At 72.3% G+C, this 17,012-nt stretch carries 15 protein-coding genes and 1 pseudogene; 10 read left to right on the top strand and 6 right to left on the bottom strand.

What is annotated here, in order from left to right; all coding sequences use genetic code 11:
• Positions 1-514 precede the first annotated feature (514 nt).
• From ACF1BE_RS33050 to ACF1BE_RS33035, 4 genes are read left to right on the top strand one after another with little or no spacing between them, the layout of a single operon-like run.
• Complete coding sequence (locus tag ACF1BE_RS33050) at positions 515-838, top strand: hypothetical protein (RefSeq protein WP_392202683.1); 324 nt, start codon at positions 515-517, stop codon at positions 836-838.
• Positions 839-863: 25 nt separating this feature from the next.
• Positions 864-1,430, top strand: a complete 567-nt coding sequence (locus ACF1BE_RS33045; protein WP_392202682.1) for a hypothetical protein — start codon at positions 864-866, stop codon at positions 1,428-1,430.
• Positions 1,334-1,630: an HAD-IA family hydrolase gene (locus ACF1BE_RS33040; RefSeq protein ID WP_392202681.1), complete on the top strand. Its 297-nt coding sequence runs from the start codon at positions 1,334-1,336 to the stop codon at positions 1,628-1,630. The genes ACF1BE_RS33045 and ACF1BE_RS33040 overlap by 97 nt, the downstream gene beginning before the upstream one ends.
• A gap of 20 nt (positions 1,631-1,650) precedes the next feature.
• Positions 1,651-2,460 carry a formate/nitrite transporter family protein gene (locus ACF1BE_RS33035; RefSeq protein ID WP_392202680.1) on the top strand — a complete coding sequence of 270 codons (810 nt, stop codon included), beginning with the start codon at positions 1,651-1,653 and terminating at the stop codon, positions 2,458-2,460.
• A 91-nt stretch (positions 2,461-2,551) separates the two neighbouring features.
• On the opposite strand, the gene ACF1BE_RS33030 is transcribed toward ACF1BE_RS33035, so the two are convergent.
• Both ACF1BE_RS33030 and ACF1BE_RS33025 read right to left on the bottom strand, forming a co-directional pair.
• A complete protein-coding gene (locus tag ACF1BE_RS33030) occupies positions 2,552-3,139 on the bottom strand; it encodes a WD40 repeat domain-containing protein (protein WP_392202679.1) in 588 nt (195 codons plus the stop codon).
• A gap of 317 nt (positions 3,140-3,456) precedes the next feature.
• Positions 3,457-4,035, bottom strand: coding sequence for a TetR/AcrR family transcriptional regulator (locus ACF1BE_RS33025; protein ID WP_392202678.1), 579 nt, complete (start codon positions 4,033-4,035; stop codon positions 3,457-3,459).
• Positions 4,036-4,319: 284 nt separating this feature from the next.
• Here ACF1BE_RS33025 and ACF1BE_RS33020 point away from each other — a divergent pair, with 284 nt between their 5' ends.
• The 5 genes from ACF1BE_RS33020 to ACF1BE_RS33000 all read left to right on the top strand — a co-directional run bounded on the left by ACF1BE_RS33020 (position 4,320) and on the right by ACF1BE_RS33000 (position 11,564).
• Positions 4,320-4,901 carry a (2Fe-2S)-binding protein gene (locus ACF1BE_RS33020; RefSeq protein ID WP_392202677.1) on the top strand — a complete coding sequence of 194 codons (582 nt, stop codon included), beginning with the start codon at positions 4,320-4,322 and terminating at the stop codon, positions 4,899-4,901.
• Positions 4,898-5,890, top strand: a complete 993-nt coding sequence (locus ACF1BE_RS33015; RefSeq protein WP_392202676.1) for an FAD binding domain-containing protein — start codon at positions 4,898-4,900, stop codon at positions 5,888-5,890. The genes ACF1BE_RS33020 and ACF1BE_RS33015 overlap by 4 nt, the downstream gene beginning before the upstream one ends.
• Positions 5,887-8,025 (top strand): xanthine dehydrogenase family protein molybdopterin-binding subunit, encoded by a 2,139-nt coding sequence (locus tag ACF1BE_RS33010; protein ID WP_392202675.1) that lies wholly within the window; start codon positions 5,887-5,889, stop codon positions 8,023-8,025. The genes ACF1BE_RS33015 and ACF1BE_RS33010 overlap by 4 nt, the downstream gene beginning before the upstream one ends.
• Positions 8,018-9,160 carry an XdhC family protein gene (locus ACF1BE_RS33005; RefSeq protein ID WP_392202674.1) on the top strand — a complete coding sequence of 381 codons (1,143 nt, stop codon included), beginning with the start codon at positions 8,018-8,020 and terminating at the stop codon, positions 9,158-9,160. The genes ACF1BE_RS33010 and ACF1BE_RS33005 overlap by 8 nt, the downstream gene beginning before the upstream one ends.
• A gap of 646 nt (positions 9,161-9,806) precedes the next feature.
• Complete coding sequence (locus ACF1BE_RS33000; protein WP_392202712.1) at positions 9,807-11,564, top strand: M28 family peptidase; 1,758 nt, start codon at positions 9,807-9,809, stop codon at positions 11,562-11,564.
• Positions 11,565-11,762: 198 nt separating this feature from the next.
• Here the strand turns inward: ACF1BE_RS33000 and ACF1BE_RS32995 are convergent, their stop codons facing one another.
• Entirely contained in the window at positions 11,763-13,286 is a 1,524-nt protein-coding gene (locus tag ACF1BE_RS32995; protein ID WP_392202673.1) for a chitinase, read from the bottom strand.
• 446 nt (positions 13,287-13,732) lie between these two features.
• Here ACF1BE_RS32995 and ACF1BE_RS32990 point away from each other — a divergent pair, with 446 nt between their 5' ends.
• On the top strand, positions 13,733-13,978 hold the full coding sequence (locus ACF1BE_RS32990; protein WP_392202672.1) for a DUF5133 domain-containing protein: 246 nt from the start codon (positions 13,733-13,735) through the stop codon (positions 13,976-13,978).
• 362 nt (positions 13,979-14,340) lie between these two features.
• Here ACF1BE_RS32990 and ACF1BE_RS32985 read toward each other — a convergent pair.
• The 3 genes and pseudogenes from ACF1BE_RS32985 to ACF1BE_RS32975 all read right to left on the bottom strand — a co-directional run.
• Positions 14,341-14,706, bottom strand: a pseudogene (locus ACF1BE_RS32985) (methyltransferase domain-containing protein); the annotation flags it as partial.
• 233 nt (positions 14,707-14,939) lie between these two features.
• Entirely contained in the window at positions 14,940-15,863 is a 924-nt protein-coding gene (locus tag ACF1BE_RS32980) for a PfkB family carbohydrate kinase (RefSeq protein ID WP_392202671.1), read from the bottom strand.
• 112 nt (positions 15,864-15,975) lie between these two features.
• Positions 15,976-16,977 (bottom strand): SIS domain-containing protein, encoded by a 1,002-nt coding sequence (locus tag ACF1BE_RS32975; protein ID WP_392202670.1) that lies wholly within the window; start codon positions 16,975-16,977, stop codon positions 15,976-15,978.
• Positions 16,978-17,012 lie beyond the last annotated feature (35 nt).

Raw genomic sequence — 17,012 nt, 5'->3', positions numbered from 1 at the left:
GTACCGCCGGCCACGGACGACGACCGCCGCAGGCCGCCGCTCCTGCGGGCCTCGGCCCCTGTCTGTTCCGGCAGCCGGCCATCGCCTCGAGTCCGGCCGCCGGGGTACGTGGGCTCGTGCGCCCCCAGGCCGTAAGTGAGGAGACGCGAGGAAAGGCAGGGGCGGTCACCACGGAAGGCCGACCGGCCGTGTTTCGACGCCGCCGGGAGCGGTACCCCGGTGGAACGTGACGGCGGCATTTGCGCACGTCGGCAATGGCACCGAAGTGCGTGGGCCCGGTCGGTCGGCGAGGCGGACGCCGCGGCCGTCCGACGGAGCCGCCGTCCCGGTCGGCGACCGCCGACGTCGGGTCTTCTCGCGACGACCCGGCAGAGGCACGCCATGAACGTACCTCGCAGCGGCGCGGCCGAGGTTCCCTGAGCCTCGCCGTCCCTTGCGATCCGACCGGCACTCCCCGAAGGACTGCCTGACTCACACCGAGGCCATGCCGGATTCCGTTGAAAGTGCAACTGACTTGCTGCCCTCACTGCACGAGGCACGCGCCCAGGGCCGTCCCCGCACCGGGCTCGCCTTCTCCGTCGCCGCGTGGATGCGTTACCTGCGCGGAGATGATCTCGGCGGCCGGCCGATCGACGTACAGGACGCCCGCGCGGACGAACTGCGCGAGGCGGCCCTGCGGGGCGGCGACGATCCCGGCCCCCTGCTGGCGTTCGACGACATCGTCGGCGACCTCGCCGTGGACCGCGACACCGTCGCCGACATACGCCGCTTCCTGAGCGCGCGGGACGGATCGGACCTCCACGCGGCGGTGCCGCCGACCGCGCCGCGCGCCGCGTGACCCGCTCACGAGACCCAGGAGACGCATGGACACGCCGGATCTCGACCGGATCATCACGCTGCTGCTCGACGCCGACGGAACCCTCTTCCCCTCGGAGGAACCCGCGTTCGTCGCCTCGGCAGTCGTCACCGAGGAGTTCGCACGCCACTTCGGGCTGACGGGAGACTTCTCGCCCGAGCACCTGCGCCGCAACACGACGGGAAAGAACTTCCGCTCCACCGCCCAGGACCTGCTCGACCAGCAGGGCGTCACGGTCGGAGCCGACGAGCTGGAGGAGTGGGTCGAACGGGAGAAGGACGCGGTCAGCGCCCACCTCGCCCGGGTGCTGCGGCCCCGCCCGGACGTGCCGGCGGCCCTGTCCGCACTGAGCCGCCGCTACCGGCTCGCCGTGGTCAGCTCCAGTGCTCTGGCCCGTCTCGCGGCCTGCTGCACCGCCACCGGGCTGATGCCCTGCTGCCGCCGGCCGTCCGCTTCAGCGCGGAGGACAGCCTGCAGGTGCCCACCAGCAAACCCGACCCGGCCGTCTACCGGTCGGCCCTGGACCGGCTGGGCGTTCCCGCCGAACGGGCCCTCGCCCTGGAGGACTCCGTGAGCGGCACGCGGTCCGCGGTCGCCGCCGGCATCACCACCGCCGGCATCGTGCAGTTCGTCCCCGCCGGCGAGCGGGACGAGCGCGCCCGCGAGCTGCGCCACGCCGGCGCGGCGTGGGTGGCCGAGTCCTGGGACGGCTTCGCCGCGGACCTGGCCGAAAACGCCCTCGCGCCGCGGCCCGGGGCACCACTTCCGCGGTGACGCGGGACGGAAGGAACGACATGCAGCGGCACGGACAGATCATGCGGGGACCGGGCGAGCGGCGCGTCGCCGAGGCCGCGGAACGGATCGTCGCCGAGGGCCGACCCCGGCTGCACCGCACTTGGACGTCGCTGGTGGCCACCTCGCTGCTCGGCGGCATCGACGTCGGCGTCGGCATCATGACGCTGCTGTTCGTGCGCCAAGCGACGGGCAGCGAGCTGCTGGCCGGACTGGCGTTCTCGGTGGGCCTCATCGCCCTGCTGCTCGGCCACAGCGAGCTGTTCACGGAGGGTTTCCTCGTGCCCGTCGCCACCGTGGTCGCCGGCGAGGCGAGCTGGCTCGACCTGGTGCGGATGTGGGCGACGGTCCTGGTGATGAACCTGGCCGGAGGGTGGGTGTTCACCTGGCTGGTCATGCAGGCCTTTCCGGAACTGCACCGGACCGCCGCCACGCTGGGCGCGCACTTCGTCGAGGGCGGCTACTCGCTGCACACCTTCTGCCTCACCGTGCTGGCCGGCGGCGTCATCACGCTCATGACCCGCATGCACCACGGCACCGAGGAGATGACCGGGAAGATCACCGCCTCGGTCGCCGCCGCGTTCGTCCTGGCCGGGCTGGGCCTGTGGCATTCGGTCCTCGACTCCCTGATCGCGTTCGCCGGCCTGCACACGGGCGGGACGTCCTACGGCTACGCCGACTGGCTGGGGTGGCTGGCCTGGGCGGTCCTGGGCAACGTCGTCGGCGGCCTTCTCCTGACCACGGCACTGCGCCTCGTGCGCAGCTCCCCGGTACTGACCGACGACGACCCGGCGACGGAGGCCGGTTCCTGAACCGGCGGCGGCATCGAGACCCGCCATGTCTGTCTCATGGCAGAGCCCATATGTCGCGGCGGGACCTGGAGGCAGCCCCGACGACCGTCGTTCAGCAGGTCTGCCGGTAGGGGGCGCCGCGGATGTAGGTGCGCCACTCGTTGCGGGTCAGGCCCGTTCCGGCCCGTGCGCACGCCTGGGCGGCCGTATGGTCCGCAGAGATGTCGTACGACCGCAGCGGCACGTGTGCGCCCGAGATGTAGAGCGTCGTGCTGTCGGAGCCGAAGGCCACGGCGAGGACGGCGGTACCCGCTGTCGGGAGGGCGGAGCCGATACGCCTGTCGGAGTTCACGTCCCACAGGCGCAGTGTGCCGTCCACGCCGGCGGTGGCCAGAGTGCGTCCGTCCGGGGAGAAGGCGAGCGCCGATGTGTATCTGGGCTGGGCATCACGGGCCGGGGGCGGGGGGAGAACGGCGAGGGGGAGTCGGGCGTCGCCGTCCCACAGGGTGACTCCGCCGGACTCGTCGCCCGCCGCCAGATACCTGCCGTCCGCACTGTATGCCAGATCGGTCGTGTCGCCGGTGGTGAGGGCGCGTCGCGTGACGCGGCTCTTGCGCAGGTCCAGGAACTGGCCGTGGTCGGTGGCGAGGATGCCTCCGCCGGGTCTGAACAACAGGGCCTCGCCGCCGACGGTGGGCACCTCACGGGTCTTCTTCCCACGGCGGACGTTCCAGTACTCGATGAGCCTCCGCCGATCCTGCGCTGCCGCGCCACGACGTGCACAAGAAGCGGTCGGCGGGGCCGGCTCCTCCAGCCTGCCTGCCAGGGGCCGTCGGCGCGTGCCGCCCTGCCGACGGGTCGTCGGCGACGCGGCATCGCTTTTTTGGGGCCGTGGGCGGCGCCTCACCCGGGAGGCACCCCCCCCGGCACCACGGCGGCGCCCCGCCCACAGACCGCCCCGCCCACAGACCGCCCCGCCCACAGACCGCCCCGCCCACAGACCGCCCCGCCCGCACCTCACCCCCGAGGCGCCCCGCTGCGCAAGCCGGCCATGACCAGGTCGAGGAGTCTGGCGGCGCGGGGGAGCCAGTCGTCGTGGGGGTTGAGCTGCCACAGGCCCGCTATGGCGAGGAGGAAGTCGTCGGCGGTGACTCCGGGGCGGATGGTGCCGGCTTCCTCGTTGGCGCGGAGCAGGAGTTCCGCCGCGTGGGCCACCGGTGTGGGGGACGGTTTGGCGGGGCCGCCGGGTGCGCCGGTGACCTGCCGTATGACGTCGGCCAGTCCGGCCTTGGTCATGGCGAACTCGGCGAGCCGGTCCATCCAGGCGCGCAGGGCCTCGTCGGGCGCCCGGCTGGCGAGCAGGTGTTCCGCGCTGTCCGCGACCTGCCCCATCTCGTGGCGGTAGATCTCCAGGACGAGTGATTCACGGTTGGGGAAGTTGCGGTAGAAGGTGCCCTGTCCGACACCGGCCTTCTTGGCGATCTGGCTCAGCGGGGTGTCGGCGCAGCGCGACAGTTCGGTGAGTGCCACTTCCAGGATGCGCTCGCGGTTGCGCTGTGCGTCCGAGCGCCGGGTCGAGTCCTTGTGCTGCGGCACTCGTCCTCCTCAAGGCGTGGCCGAACGGCGTGGCCGAACCTCGCCCTTGCTAAGCGGACAGCTGTCCGTTACGTTTTCCATGACCGGACAGCTATCCGGTTACGTTCACCATAGCGGCGGAGGCGGCCCTACGGGAGTCGCCGGTCGCCCCCCCCATCGGTCCCCGCGCCCCGCACCTTCGTTTCGCCCCCCCCTCGCGGCCCTACCGCACGACGTACTCCCCGCGCCGCCCACCCGCGGCCGCCGGCCCCCCGTCTGTCCTGGAAATGCGAAAGAAGCAGCTCATGGCCTCATCGACGTCCAGTGTCATCACTTTGAGGATCAACGGCGAGAAGTACACACTGCCCGTCGACCACCGCACCACCCTGCTCGACGCCCTGCGCGAGCGCCTCGATCTCACCGGCACCAAGAAGGGGTGCGACCAGGGGCAGTGCGGGGCCTGTACGGTCCTGCTGGACGGACGCCGGTCCGTCGCCTGCCTGCAACTGGCCGTTGCGGCCGAGGGCCGGGAGATCACCACCATCGAAGGCGTGGCCGACGGTGAGCGGCTGCATCCCGTGCAACAGGCCTTCCTCGATCTGGACGGTTTCCAGTGCGGCTACTGCACACCGGGCCAGATCTGTTCGGCGATCGGCATGATCGAGGAGCACGCGGCGGGCTGGCCGAGCGCCGTCACCGAGGACGTCCGTCCCGAGGCGGGGCCCCCACCCCTGACCCCCCAGGAGATCCGCGAGCGGATGAGCGGAAACCTGTGCCGTTGCGCCGCGTACGTCTCGATCGTCGAGGCGGTGGCCCGCGCGGCCGAGGCCCGGCCGGACGAGGAACGCGTGCACCCCGTGACGGGTGCCGAGGAGGCTGTGGCATGAGGGAGTTCGACTACCAGCGAGCGCACGACGTCGCCGGGGCAGTCGCCCTGCTCGGCGCCGATCCGGACACCCGCTGTCTCGGTGGCGGCACCAACCTGGTCGACCTGATGAAGACCGGTGTCGAGCGGCCCGCGCGGCTCGTCGACATCCGCGAACTCCCGCTGGACGAGATCGAGACCACGCCACAGGGCGGTCTGTGCATCGGCGCCACCGTCACCAACGGCGACCTGGCCGCCCACCCCGAGGTCAGGCGCCGTTACCCGGCGCTCGCCCAGGCGGTGCTGGCCGGTGCGTCCGGCCAGCTGCGCAACATGGCCACGGTCGGCGGAAACCTCCTTCAGCGCACCCGCTGCGGCTACTTCACCGACGTCACCCAACCCTGCAACAAGCGGGTCCCCGGCAGCGGCTGCCCCGCCATCGAGGGCGAGCACCGCAATCACGCGATCCTGGGCGCCTCCGACCACTGTGTGGCCGTGCACCCCTCGGACATGGCCGTGGCCCTGACCGCCTTCGACGCCGTCGTCCGGTTCGAGACGGCGGACGGGCCCGGGGAGGTGCCGCTCGCCGACTTCTACCTGCCCGTCGGAGACACCCCGCACCGGGAGACCGCCCTGCCGCCGGGCGCGCTGATCACCGGTGTGACGCTGCCGCCCGCCCCGGTCGCCGCCAGGTCCCGCTACCGCAAGGTCCGCGAGCGTGCTTCCTACGCCTTCGCCATCGGCTCCCTCGCCGCCGCGCTCGACGTCCGTGACGGCGTCGTCCAGGACGCGCGCCTGGCCCTCGGCGCCGTGGCCTCCCGTCCGTGGCGGGCCGTCGCGGCCGAGCGGGTCCTGACCGGCGCACCGGCCACCGCCGCCACCTACGCCGCCGCGGGGGACGCCGCGCTGGCGGCGGCACGGCCGCTGCCGCACAACGGCTACAAGGTGGACCTCGTCCGCAATCTGGTGGTGGCCGTCCTGACCGAACTCGCCGAGGAGTCCGCACGATGAGCGCCGTCACCACCGGAACACCCGCGCAGGCGCCCTCCGTCGGCACCGGCCACACCCGTGTCGAGGGCAGGGCCAAGGTGACCGGAGCGGCCCGCTACGCGGGCGAGGTGCCCTTCGCCGACCTCGCCCACGGCTGGCTGGTGCTGTCCACGGTCGCCCGTGGCCGCATCCGCGCCCTCGACACCGAGCCCGTCCTGGCCATGCCGGGCGTCCTCGCCGTGCTGGACCACCGCAACGCCCTGCGCCTGGAGACCGACTACACCGGTCTGATGGGCATGCGCCCCGACCCGACCTGCGCGGTCTTCCAGCACGACCGGGTGCCGCACCGGGGCTGGCCGGTGGCGCTGGTCGTCGCGGAGACGTCCGAGCAGGCGCGGGAGGCCGCCGAGGCGCTCGTCGTGCACTACGAACAGGAACCGCACGACGTCGAGTTCACCGGCGAGCGGCCGGACGCGTACCCGCTGGACAGCCATATGCCGGCGGTGACGCAGAAGGGGGACCTGGACGCCGCGCTCGCCTCCTCGCCCGTCGTCGTGGACGCCGAGTACACCACCCCCGAAGAGCACCACAACCCGATGGAGCCCCACGCGGTGACCGTCCGCTGGGACGGTGGACAGCTCGAGGTGATCGACTCCAACCAGGGCGTCACCTGGGTCGCCGGTGAACTCGCGAACCTCTTCTCCCTCGACCCGGCCTCCGTGCGCGTGCGCTCCGAGCACGTCGGCGGCGGCTTCGGCAGCAAGGGGGTCCGCGCCCACCAGGTCGCCGCCGTGATGGCCGCGACCGTCCTGCACCGGCCCGTACGCGTCGTCCTGACCCGACGCCAGATGTTCTCGCTGGCCGGCTACCGCAGCCCCACCACCCAGCGCGTCCGGCTCGGCGCCGACACCGACGGACGCCTGCGCGCGCTGGAGCACCGAGCCGTCAGCGCCACCTCCACGGTGTACGAGTTCATCGAACCGAGCGCCGGGGTGGCGCGAGTGATGTACGACGCCGACGCCCACTACACCGCCAACCGTCTCGTACGGCTCGACGTGCCCACCCCGACGTTCATGCGTGCCCCCGGCGAGGCACCCGGGTCGTTCGCGCTGGAGGCGGCGCTCGACGAACTCGCCGAGAAGTGCGGGCTCGACCCGGTCGAGCTGCGTCTGCGCAACGAACCGGACAAGGGTCCGGTGTCGGGCCTGCCGTTCGCCGGCCGCCATCTTGCCGCCTGCTTCCGGGAGGGAGCCCGCCGGTTCGGCTGGGCGGACCGGGACCCGCGTCCCGGGGTGCGCCGGGACGGCCGCTGGCTGCTCGGTACCGGTACGGCCGCGGCCTCGTTCCCGGCGGGCGCCGCGCCGTCCACCGCCGCCGCGACCGCGAACCCGGACGGCACCTTCACCGTGCGGATCTCCGCGGCCGACATCGGCACCGGCGCCCGTACCGCGCTCACCCTGGTCGCCGCGGACGCGCTCCAGGTACCGCCGGAGCGCATCCAGGTGCGCATCGGGGACAGCGCCTTCGGCCCCGCGATGATCGCCGGTGGTTCCATGGGCACCCGCTCCTGGTCCTGGGCCGTCCAGGCCGCGGCCGGTGAACTGCGCGAACGGCTGGCGTTCGGCGTCGACATCCCGCCGGAGGGGATCACCGTACGCTCCGACACCACCGCGGCCGTCGCGGCGCTGCCGCCCGCCGAACGCCACTCCTTCGGCGCGCAGTTCGCGGAGGTCGCCGTGGACGTCGGCACCGGCGAGGTGCGGGTGCGGCGCATGCTCGGCATCTTCACGGCGGGCCGGATCGTCAACCCGCTCACCGCCCGCAACCAGCTGCTGGGCGGCATGATCTGGGGCATCTCCATGGCCCTGCACGAGGAGGCCGTCCGGGACCGCGCCTCGGGCGGCCACGTCGGCGCCGACCTCGCGGGCTACCACGTGGCCACCCACGCCGACGTGCCCCGTATCGAGGCGGACTGGCTCGACGACACGGACCCGGACGACCCGGTCGGCATCAAGGGCATCGGAGAGGTCGGCATCGTCGGCGCCGCGGCGGCGATCGCCAACGCGGTCTGGCACGCGACCGGCGTACGCCACCGCGACCTGCCCATCCGGCCCGACCGGGTCCTGTCGGCCGCCACGGGAGCCCCGGATGCTTGATCTGGCCGAGGAACTGCGCCACTGGACCGAGGAGGGACGGGAGTTCGCCATCGCCACCGTGGTGGCGGTCGCCGGCAGCGGGCCGCGCGGTCCCGGTGCGGCCCTCGCCGTCGACAGCGCGGGCACGGCCATCGGCTCGGTCTCCGGCGGCTGCGTGGAGGGCGCGGTGTACGACCTGTGCCGCGAGGCGCTGCGGACCGGGGAGAGCGTCCTCGAACAATTCGGCTACAGCGACGAGGACGCCTTCGCCGTAGGCCTGACCTGCGGCGGGACGATCGACGTGCTGGTCACGCCGGTGGCCGGCGAAGCCCCCGTGCGCACCGTCCTCGGGCAGGCGCTGTCGGCCGCCGCGCAGGGCGAACCGGCGGCCCTCGCCCGGGTCGCCCGGGGCCCCGCCGAACTCCTCGGCCGGGCCCTGCTGGTCCGCTCCGACGGCACGTCCGAGGGGGCTCTCGGCGGCCACCCGGAGCTGGACCGGGTGGCGGCGGCCGAAGCCCGCGCCCTGCTGGAGGCTGGCCGCACCGGCACGGTGGACCTGTCGGCGGACGGCTCGCACTGCCCCGGCGGTCTGACACTGCTGGTCGAGTCGAACGTGCCGCCCCCGCGCATGATCGTCTTCGGTGCGGTGGACTTCGCGTCGGCGCTGGCCCGGGCCGGCAAGTTCCTCGGCTACCACGTCACCGTCTGCGACGCGCGGCCCGTCTTCGCCACGCCGGACCGGTTCCCGTACGCCGACGAGGTCGTCGTCGACTGGCCGCACCGCTACCTGCGGCGCACCGCGACCGACGCCCGTACGGTCCTGTGCGTGCTCACCCACGACGCGAAGTTCGACGTACCCCTGCTGAAGGTGGCCCTGCGGTTGCCGGTCGCGTTCGTCGGGGCGATGGGCTCGCGTCGCACCCACGAGGACCGCAACCGGCGTCTGCGATCGGAAGGCGTCACCGAACCGGAGCTGTCCCGGCTCCACTCACCGATCGGCCTCGACCTCGGCGCCCGCACACCGGAGGAGACCGCCCTGTCCATCACGGCGGAGATCGTCGCCGCGCGACGGGGCGGGACGGGGGTCCCGCTGACTGGGGCGAAGACGCCGATCCATCACGAGAACGGGGAGGGCGGACGGCCGGCGGTCGCCTGACGGTCACAGGTCGCCCGTGCCGCCCGGCCGTGCCGCACCCGTCCGTGCCGCCCGGCCGTGCCGCACCCGTCCGTGCCGCCCGGCCGTGCCGCACCCGTCCGTGCCGCCCGGCCGTGCCGCCCGTCCGTGCCGCCCGGCCGTGCCGCCCCCGGCCGGGCCGCCCGGCGTCTGCCGCCGCCGACCGTCGGGCCCCCGTCCCGCTCCTGCCGTCCGTCGCCCGTCCGCCCGGCCTCCCTCCCACCCCCGCCGCGCGTCGCCCCGCTGCCGCCCCGCCGCCCGGCGGCAGCACCCTGCTGCGCCGGGTCCGGCCGTCCGCGCTGCGTCCCCCCGCCGCCCGTTCCGCCGGGCATCCGTCCGGGCCGTGCCCGTCTGCTCGCGCCGCCCCGCGCCCACGAACCCGCCCGGCCGTCCCCGGCCTGCGCCCCTTTCCCTCCCACCGTCGGCCGGTCACGACGCTCGGCGTCTCTCGGCGCGCCGCCGCCCGTGACGCCCCGTCGAGGGCGGGTGGGTGCCGCTGTCCGGCCGGTCCCACGCGCCCATGCTTGACCAGGGCTTGGCATGCGCATGCTTAATAGGGTGTCGTGGTGCGACTCCACCCCGAGTCCGCCGCACCCCGGCCGTTTCCTCCACCCCACAAGGAGACATGGTGTTACGACCACGAAGACTGTCCCTGGCGAGCCTGGCGCTGGCCACGGCCGCCGCGGGCCTCACGCTGCTCCCCGCGAGCGCCGAGGCGGCCCCTGCGGGCCACCTCGCCACGACCGCCCCCGCTCCCGCCCTGGCCGCGGCCGCGCCCGACATCGACGTCACCAAGGTGCAGGCGCACCTCACCGAGCTGAACGCCATAGCCAACCGCAACGGCGGCAACCGCAGGTCGACCGGGCAGGGTTACCGCGACTCGGTCGCCTACGTGAAGGGCAAGCTCCAGGCGGCCGGTTACACGGTCACCGAGCAGGCCTGCACCTCCGGCTGCACCAGTGGCGCCGGACCCAACCTGATCGCCGAGTGGCCCCGCGGCGACGCGTCGAAGGTGTACATGTTCGGCTCACACCTGGACAGTGTCTCCGCCGGCCCCGGCATCAACGACAACGGCTCCGGCAGCGCCACCCTCCTGGAAGTCGCGCTGAGACTGGCCCAGACCGATCCGTCGATGGCGGCGCGCGTCCGCTTCGGCTGGTGGACGGACGAGGAACAGGGCCTGAACGGATCGGACTTCTACGCCCGTTCGCTGACCTCCGCCCAGCGCTCGGCGATCAAGGCGTACTACAACTTCGACATGGTCGCCTCGCCCAACGGCGGCTACTTCATCAACCACATCACTTCCTCCGCCGCCGCGCCGATGAAGGCGTACTGGGACTCGCTGAACCTCCAGCCCGAGGAGAACACCGAGGGCGCGGGCCGCTCCGACGACTACTCCTTCGAGAACTACGGCATCCCGACCTCCGGCTACGCCATGGGCGCGAGCGCCCGCAAGACCTCGGCGCAGGCGGCCAAATGGGGCGGTACGGCGGGCGCCGCGTACGACGGCTGCTACCACTCCTCCTGCGACACCACCAGCAACATCAACACCGTCGGGCTCAACCGCAGCGCGGACGGCGTCGCCTACACGCTGTGGAAGCAGGCGGTCTCGGACACCGTCCCGGCCAACGACTTCTCGGTCTCGGTGAGTCCCGCCACCGGCAGCACCGACCCGGGCACCGCGCTGACCGCCACCGTGTCCACGGCCACCACCAGTGGCTCGGCGCAGACGGTGAACCTGTCCGCCTCGGGTGCCCCGGCGGGCGTCACGGTCTCCTTCAGCCCGGCCTCGGTGACCTCCGGCGCCTCGTCCACGATGACGATCTCCGTCGGCTCCTCCGTGCCGCCGGGCACGTACCCGCTCACCGTCACCGGCACCGGCACCGGCGCGCACAGCGCGTCGTACACGCTGACCGTCAAGGGCACCGGTGGCTGCACGACGTCCCAGGTGATCACCAACGGCGGCTTCGAGAGCGGTACGGCGCCGTGGACGGGTGACACCGGTGCAATCGGCACGTTCAGCGGCCAGTCCGCGCACTCCGGGTCCCGGTACGCCTGGCTGGCGGGGTACGGCTACTCGGCCACGGACAGCGTCGGCCAGACGGTGACCGTCCCGGCGGGCTGCGCGAAGGCGACCCTGAGGTACTGGCTGCACATCGACACCGCCGAGTCGGGCACGACGGTGTACGACACCTTCCAGGTCAAGGTCGACGGAACCGCGAAGCAGACCTACTCCAACGCCGACGCGGCCACCGGATACAAGGAGCGCACCCTGGACCTGAGCCAGTACGTCGGCCGGCAGATCACCCTGACCTTCACGGCCACGGAGGACTCCGGCCTCCAGACCAGCTTCGTCGTCGACGACGCCACTCTGACGACCGGCTGACCGCAGCCGGAAGCCGAGGGGGAGCCGGACCACCCTGGCCCGGCTCTCCTTCCGCGGGGCCTGTGCGACCCGGCCCGAGTCACGGTGGTGATGCGTCGGGAGATCACCTGGGCAGGGCCGTGCCTCTGGAGCTGCTTGATGCCGGCGACCACGACGGGCACCTGCGACGTCGTGGTCGCCGGGCGGTGACGAGGCGGTTCAGCAGGCGCCGAGGTCCTGCCAGACGCCCCACTGGCCGGTGGTGCCGGGCTCCTCACCCGTCGTCCACCACTTGGCCTTCCAGGTGTGGCCCTTGTGAGAGACCTGCTGGCCGCCGGTGTAGACCGCGTCCTTGGCCCACGGAGCGGCCGTGCACTGGTTGCCGGAGCCGCCGGTGACGGACAGGGAGTAGGTCGCCGAGTGGCTTCCCGTGGCGCCCGTGCCGGTCACGGTGACGGTGTAGGTGCCCGAGGGCGAGGCCGCGGTGGTGGCCAGGGTGAGCGTGGAGGAGCCGCCCGCGGTCACCGACGTCGGGTTGAGGGATGCGGTGACGCCCGCCGGGGCGCCGCTCACGCTGAGCTTCACGCTCTGGGCGTCACCCTTGGTCACGGCCGTCTTCACGGTGGCCGTGGCGGACTGGCCGGCCGTCACGGACCCGGAGGCGGGGCTGAGCGTGACGGAGAAGTCGTCGGACGGGGTGGTGGTGCCGCCGGTGAACGGCGCGAAGACGCGCGTGAAGTCCCACGTGTTCTGCTCGATGCCCGAGCAGTTGTCCGCGGCGGCCCCGCCCGCGCAGCTGCCGTTGTCCCGCTGCAGCGCCCAGAAGGACAAGGTGTTGATGCCCTTGGCGACCGCCCAGTCGTACACGGTCCGGGCGTTGGCGAGGGTGAAGGTCTCCGCCTTGCCGAAGTCGTCGACGCCCGGCATCTCGGTGACGCCGACCATGTTCCACAGCTGGGCCGGGGTCTTGCCCGGGTACAGCTCGGCGAGCAGGTCGTACAGGCCCTGGGCGGCGGTCTGGGTGTCCTTCGCCATGTCGTGGGACTGGTTGTCGTAGTAGTCGAACGTCATGAGGTTCACGACGTCGACCCGGGTGCCGTTGCTCACCGCGTTGCGCAGCAGTGCCTCACCGTTGTCCGCGACGCCATGGGTGGTGGTCGGCAGGGTGTAGGAGATCTCCACCTTGCGCCCGTTGGCCGCCGCCCAGTCCTGGACCAGTTTGATGGCCTTGTTGCGGCGGTCGATGCCGGCGGAGTTGTCGAGCGAGTCGACCTCGACGTCCATGTCGAGTCGCGAGATGTCGTAGGTGGTGATGACCTTCTCGTACGCTGCGGCGATCTGCTGGACGTCGGTGCAGCTGTCGGCGATCTCGGTGCCGGTGGTATCGGCGGTGTAGCCCCCGAACGAGGGGATGACGTCGCCGCCGTTGCCCTGGATCGTCCTGATGTCGGCGCCGAAGGTCGACGTGGCGATCGGCATGCTCGTGTCGCCGTTCCAGTACGGCGTGCAGGAGCCCTTGGAGGCGGTCTGCAAGAAGGCCATCGTCAGGTGCTTGGCGCCCGACTGGGCGGACAGGGCGGCGGGGCTTTCACCGGTCCAGGCCTCGAAGTAGGGGGCGAAGACGTGGTTCGGCAGTGGTGTTGCGGCCTGGGCGGTGCCGGTTCCCGTGAGGGCGAGGCCCATCGCGGCCGCCATGGTGGCGGCTGCGGTGAGGGCCGCGCGGAAGGGAAGCACGAGTCTCATGTCAGTCCCGGTGTGTGGTGGGGAGGCCAATGTCCGTGCGCGGAGCGGGTGTTGCCGACTACTGGAATAACGTCCGCCAGACGGGTGGGTCAATGGTCTGGACCAAAAAGGGACTAGACCAATTTCCCGAGCCTGTGCGCCCGGTGCCTGCACAGGGCACCCGGCGGTGGACTGGACCACCCCGGATGTTCCCACCAGGCCGAGGAGCTGGTCGACATGGTGCACAGGGAGCTCGACCCGGACGAGTGACACCGCCGCCGGACCGTGTGACGCACGTCGTGCCCACAGCGGCAGAAGCGGTGCATGCAGTGATCCGGCGGGGGCACACCACATGGTGGAGGGGGGTGATCGCCTCTCCGTGTCGACGGCGGTGCCAACTGCCGGGGTGCGCGCTGCAAGGGTGTCGCGGGCCGGTCCGATGGCCGCTATTTCAGGAGGATGTAGCTGTGTTGCTGCCTGCGGAGAAGGAACTGCGTACGGTACTGGCCCGCTTCGCCGAAGCTCGCTTCCGCCATGACCTGCACCCCACCGGTCACTCGAGCAGGGAGCTGGCGGACACCTCTTACACGCTGTGTGTGATGACCGGCACGCAGACGGTGAACGAAGCCCTCGCCGCGGCCGACACGCTCCTGGAACAGCTCCGGGCGAACCGCAGCGCGGCCGCCAGGGCGACCCAGACCCTGGCTGCCTGACGCGACCTGACCGCATACGGGCGGTTGCGTCCGGCGCGGACTCACGGCGTCGAGCCGACCACCTGCCCGGGCAACCGTCTCGATTCGACCGAGCGCACGCCCCGGGCCGTTTCCCGGTCAGCCACAACGGAGGACATCCCAGTCACCTTTCTCCTCTCCTGCTCCGGAGCCGGGGCTGACGTACACGCCCCAGCGCAGCGACGGCGAAGTGGTCGGCGGACAGTTCGCGGATGCCCAGGCGGTGCGTACGACAGCGAACGTCACGCTGGGACGTCACCAGGTGCCTGATCCCGGCGGGCATGAATGACGCCTCCGGCCGGCCTGGCGACCGGAAGCGGCCCGGTGGCGCCTGCGGGACGTATGGGAAGCGGGCTGCCCAGGTCAGCCACCTGCAGGTCCGCACTGTCGCCGAGCCGCCGCCGGGCCGGCTCCAGCATCCCGGCACTCCCGTCGAAGCCGCTCACGATGGCGCCACGGTCGCGCAGCGCCGCGAACAGGGCTCCGGAGCCGCAGCCGGCGTCGAGGATCCGCCGGCCGGCCACGTCTCCGGCGAGGGCCGGCATCGCCGGCCGCTCGTAGTAAGCATTGATGAGGTTGGTTTCGCTTTCGGCCGTGTACGCCTCGGCGAAGCCGTTGTAGTCGTTGACCTTCGGCGGCTCCACAGGCACAGCGGACGGCGAGATGAGGCCTGTGGAGTCCGCGTGCTCCTGCTGCTCGTCAGAGGTCATGGTGCGGGAGACGTCTGCCGCTTCGGTTCAGTTCCTGCTGGACACAGGTCCGCGACGCCCGTCGCGAGGATCCGCGCGGCGCGGCAGCGCTCGCGGTCGTCGGTGCAGGACCTGGGCGCGGATGCAGCACCCGTCTGCCAGGGGCCGACTGCGGGTGGTGTGGGTGGCCGTCCGGTTGCCGGCCCCGGCGCCCCGGCGGAAGCCGGGACGGTTCCTGCGCCGGTGCCGGCCTGTCAACGGGGCATGTGCTCGCTTCTTCCCCACGCGCCGGCCTCCGCCGGCGTCGGACGGCCGCAGCCGAAGGCGGCCTCCACGAAGCACTGGTGGTACGCCGCCTGCGAACCCTGACGCAGGGCGCGTTCCAGCGCTTCGCCGGACGGCGGGTCCTGCCGTGACCATCCGTCGCGGAGGAGTGACACGACGAACCCCGCGAGGAAGGCGTCCCCGCAGCCCATCGTGTCGGACATGGACGCCGGATCCGCGGCACGGGCCGGTGCGGTGACCGTGACCCGGCCGTCGTACGCGATCGCCCCGTCGAGGCCACGGGTGGCCAGCGCCGCGCCCGCCCCCCGCCGCACCGCCTCGGCGAGCAGCGCACGCGTGGCGGCCTCGTCCAGGTGCGAGCACGACAGCAGCGCCAGGTCCACGTGGGGACAGACGCGGTCGAGGTAGGCGGGCGTGCGGAACTCCTCCTCGTCGGAGAGGTCGAAGCTGATCAGCGGGCCGGCCGCGGCGAGCCGAGGGAGGCTGGCCTCGGTGCCGGAGTAGACGCTGGAGTGCACGAGCGAGAACGACGCCGCGTAGGCCAGCAGGGCGGGGTCCAGCGGGATCGGTTCGCGGACGGCGTCGCCGCCGGGGTCGTAGCCGAGGAACACCCGGTCGCCGTCCCGCACGTGCAGGGTGGAGACCGAGGTCCCGCCGTGGCGCACGATGCCGCGTTCCACGGTGACGCCCTGTGCCGCCACGGCCGTACGCAGGAAGGCGCCGAGGTCGTCGTCGCCGAACACCCCCAGGTAGGCGGCGTCCAGACCGAGCCGGCGGGCGTAGACGGCGACGTTGACGCAGTTGCCGCCGGGGTAGTCGGTGCCGCGGTCCACGAAGCGGTCGATGGTGTTGTCGCCGAATCCGAGAACGGTCGGGCCGTTCAGGACGTTCATCAGGTCTCCCGAGGCGGCGCCACGTCACGGGGACGCGGCGCCCGTCGTGGGCGCCCCGGTGCCGGGGCACCGGGGCACGGGGTGGACGGACGAGGGGAACCGGTCCGGCGGGTCAGTAGTCCATGACGCGGTAGTAGCGCCGCTGGTCGAGCGAGTGGTCGCGCACCCGCTCCAGGTGCTTGCTGACCCGGTCCATCACGGTGTCGAGCACCAGCGGCGCGAGCAGTCCGCGGAACTGCGGGCTGATGCCCTCCAGGGGATAGTCACGGGTGTCGAAGACGGTGACGTCCTTGGAGACGCGCTTGGCGAAGGCCTCGGCCCGGTCGGTCAGCGCCCGCGTCTCGTCCTCGCCCTGAAAGACGATCACGCTGGTGTCCTCCTCCAAGAGCTCCAGGGAGCCGTGGAAGAACTCCGCGCTGTGCACCCGGGTGGTGCGCAGCCACTGCATCTCCTCGAGGATGCACATGGAGTACAGGTAGGTGAATCCCCACAGGTTTCCGCCGCCGATGAGGAAGTGGTAGTCGTCGTCCTTGTGGGCCTCCGCGAAGGCCGCCGCCACCGGCTCGGCCTGCCGGGCGACGTCCACCAGGACGCGGGGCAGGCAGGCGAGTTCGTCGGCGAGGCGCTCGTAACCCTCGAACTCGCCCCGCAGGGACAGCAGTCGGCCCATGAACAGCAGCAACTGGACATCGAACGGCCAGGCCTTGGGCTCGGAGATCAGCGCGGTGTCGACGTTCCGGGCGACGGGGGAGTCGGGCAGGCCGGTGAACCCGATCGTGTGGGCGCCGCGGGACTTGCAGTGGTCGATGGCCTTGAGGCTGTCCTCGGTGGTGCCCGAGACGGAGGTGAAGACGGCGATGGTGCGTTCGCCCAGACGGGCGTCGCCGGAGACGACCAGTTCGGCGGCGACGGCGGCGCGCACCGGCAGCAGCGAGGAACGCCGGGCGAGGTGTTCGTACGGCCACATCTGCGCGTACGTCCCGCCCGCGCCCACCAGGAGGACGTTGTCGTAGCCGTCGTCGATCAGACGGTCGACGGCCTTCTCGATCTGGGGGCGCAGCGCCACGAGGCTCTCCGTCTGGGAGACGAACTCGGTTTCGTCGAACTTGAGCACGGTGATCTTTCCTTCGAGGGTTGTTCCGCACCGGC

Source organism: Streptomyces sp. NPDC014991, from assembly GCF_043080665.1.
GTDB lineage: Bacteria > Actinomycetota > Actinomycetes > Streptomycetales > Streptomycetaceae > Streptomyces.
The sequence above is the reverse complement of the archived record's forward strand: the minus strand, read 5'-3'. Positions and strand labels throughout refer to the sequence as shown.

Bases quoted from the DNA above. Each gene is read 5' to 3' on its own strand.
- ACF1BE_RS33035 (WP_392202680.1), top strand. From the start codon at position 1,651: ATGCAGCGGCACGGACAGATCATGCGGGGACCGGGCGAGCGGCGCGTC.
- ACF1BE_RS32995 (WP_392202673.1), bottom strand. From the start codon at position 13,286: ATGAGACTCGTGCTTCCCTTCCGCGCGGCCCTCACCGCAGCCGCCACC.
- ACF1BE_RS32980 (WP_392202671.1), bottom strand. From the start codon at position 15,863: ATGAACGTCCTGAACGGCCCGACCGTTCTCGGATTCGGCGACAACACC.
- ACF1BE_RS33045 (WP_392202682.1), top strand. From the start codon at position 864: ATGGACACGCCGGATCTCGACCGGATCATCACGCTGCTGCTCGACGCC.
- ACF1BE_RS33005 (WP_392202674.1), top strand. From the start codon at position 8,018: ATGCTTGATCTGGCCGAGGAACTGCGCCACTGGACCGAGGAGGGACGG.
- ACF1BE_RS33015 (WP_392202676.1), top strand. From the start codon at position 4,898: ATGAGGGAGTTCGACTACCAGCGAGCGCACGACGTCGCCGGGGCAGTC.
- ACF1BE_RS33010 (WP_392202675.1), top strand. From the start codon at position 5,887: ATGAGCGCCGTCACCACCGGAACACCCGCGCAGGCGCCCTCCGTCGGC.
- ACF1BE_RS33020 (WP_392202677.1), top strand. From the start codon at position 4,320: ATGGCCTCATCGACGTCCAGTGTCATCACTTTGAGGATCAACGGCGAG.